This is a genomic window from Desulfovibrio sp. 1214_IL3152 (genome assembly GCF_036763055.1).
Lineage (GTDB): Bacteria > Desulfobacterota > Desulfovibrionia > Desulfovibrionales > Desulfovibrionaceae > Desulfovibrio.
In genome coordinates, this window is the sequence record NZ_JBAIYW010000233.1 from 1 (window position 1) to 1,783 (window position 1,783).

The 1,783-nt window shown below is 60.0% G+C and carries 2 protein-coding genes; both read right to left on the reverse strand.

Annotation, left to right across the window (positions count from 1 at the left end; translation table 11 throughout):
• Positions 1-230 precede the first annotated feature (230 nt).
• The gene (rplS, locus tag V6C07_RS04955) at positions 231-578 is read right to left on the reverse strand and encodes a 50S ribosomal protein L19 (RefSeq protein ID WP_291441114.1); all 348 of its coding nucleotides are present in this window, start codon (positions 576-578) and stop codon (positions 231-233) included.
• 76 nt (positions 579-654) lie between these two features.
• Positions 655-1,782: an RNA methyltransferase gene (locus V6C07_RS04960; RefSeq protein WP_333535257.1), complete on the reverse strand. Its 1,128-nt coding sequence runs from the start codon at positions 1,780-1,782 to the stop codon at positions 655-657.
• Position 1,783: the final 1 nt, after the last annotated feature.

The window sequence follows — 1,783 nt, forward strand, 5'->3', positions numbered from 1 at the left end:
ATTCTCAAAGTTTAAGGCACGCTCACTTCGGCGTTTAACCGCGCAGATAAACTGCGCTTACGCCTCCGTAGCGAACGTCTGCTCACGCAGCCGCCAGAGCAATTTCAAAGTGAAATTGCTCTAAAAGCTGAGCGCTCAAACGCACAAGAGGCGCGCCATGAGGGCGGTTGCCCGCCATCCCACGGCGCGCCGTAAAAAAGGCGCTGTGTTTGTTCTGATGCCGCAGGCGATCAGAAACGGCCGCGCGGCTTGATGCGTGCGGCTTTGCCCTTGAGGGCGCGCAGGTAGTACAGACGGCTGCGGCGAACGCGGCCCTGGGTGACCACTTCAACGCGGTCGATAAAGGGCGAGTTGAGGGGGAAGATGCGCTCCACGCCCACGCCGTCAGAAATCTTGCGTACCGTGAAGGTGGCGCAGGTGGTGCCGCGTTTGACGCGGATGACGTTGCCCTGGAAAATCTGGATGCGCTGTTTTTCGCCTTCCACAATGCGCAGATGCACTTTCACCGTGTCGCCGGAGCGAAACGCGGGTACATCCATGCGCATGTTTTCCCGTTCAATCTTTTTGATGATATCCATCGTGAACTCCTTGCAAATCCGGGCGGATTGTTGCGTCGTTGCGTAGCGGCGCCGATGCGCTCAGGCCGCCGGTTTATCAGCAATAGTCGCCTAAAATTCTGTCTGCCAGAATGGCGGCGGCGCTGCGCACCGAAAGGTGATTGTAGCCCAAAAAACGTACAGGACGAAGCAGACCGTCACACTGTTCCAGCACTTCGGGGGCAAGCCCCCGTGCCGTGCCAAGGCAAAGCATGACCGGTCCTCGGCTGCACCATTGCCGCACTTGTTGAGGGGTCATGAGCGGTTCTGTGCGAGCCTGCTTTTTCCCCTTGCCGGGCCAGACGGCGGAGCTTGCCACCAGCCTGGGCCGTACACCGTGCCGTGCGGTCATATGCGCCACTGCTTCATCCAGGGAGGTCGCAGGACAAACCAGCCCGAGAGCCTGCGCCCGGTCGGCATTGCCTGAGCCGCCCGGACCCTGCGTCCAATGGCTCAAAATTTCATCCAGCACCCGCAACTGATCTTGCAAGGGGGTTACCACATGGAAAGAACCCATCGCATAGCTGCGGGAAATTCGGGCTATATCGTGTATGTCGAGATTTGTCAAAGAGGAAGCGCCGGATTTTTTTTCGCCGAGCATCACGGGATAGTGAACAAGGCAGAAAGAAAGATTGCGCCCCGGCCTTTCGCGCGGGATTTCGGCCAAGGTCTGCACGTCTTCACCGGTAAGCGGGGCCGTGTCGAGCAGGTCGGGCCGCATGTGCCGCGTTGTCCGCACCGATTGCCGCCGCCGCCATTGCGCTATGCGGGCATGGTCGCCGCCAAGCAGCACCGGGGGAACGGGCAGCCCCTCCAGTGTTTCTGGTCGGGTATAGTGCGGATATTCCAGCAGGCCGTTTGAAAAACTTTCGTCCTCTCCGGGTTCCTCTTTACCCATAAAGCCGGGCATCAGGCGCGAGACGGCCTCCACAACGGCCAGGGCCGCCGTTACGCCGCCATTGAGCACCACATCGCCAACGCTTGTTGGCTCAATGGGAAAAATGTCCAGCAGACGGGCATCAATGCCTTCATAGCGTCCGCAGACGATGGTCAGGTCCTCTTCTTCAGCGATCTGCCGTGCCATATTCTGGGTGAAAGGGCGGCCGCCGGGGGCCATGAGCAGAATGCGCCCGGGCTTTTCAATGGAGCGCAGCGCCCCGGCCAGGGGTTCGCCCTGCATGACCATA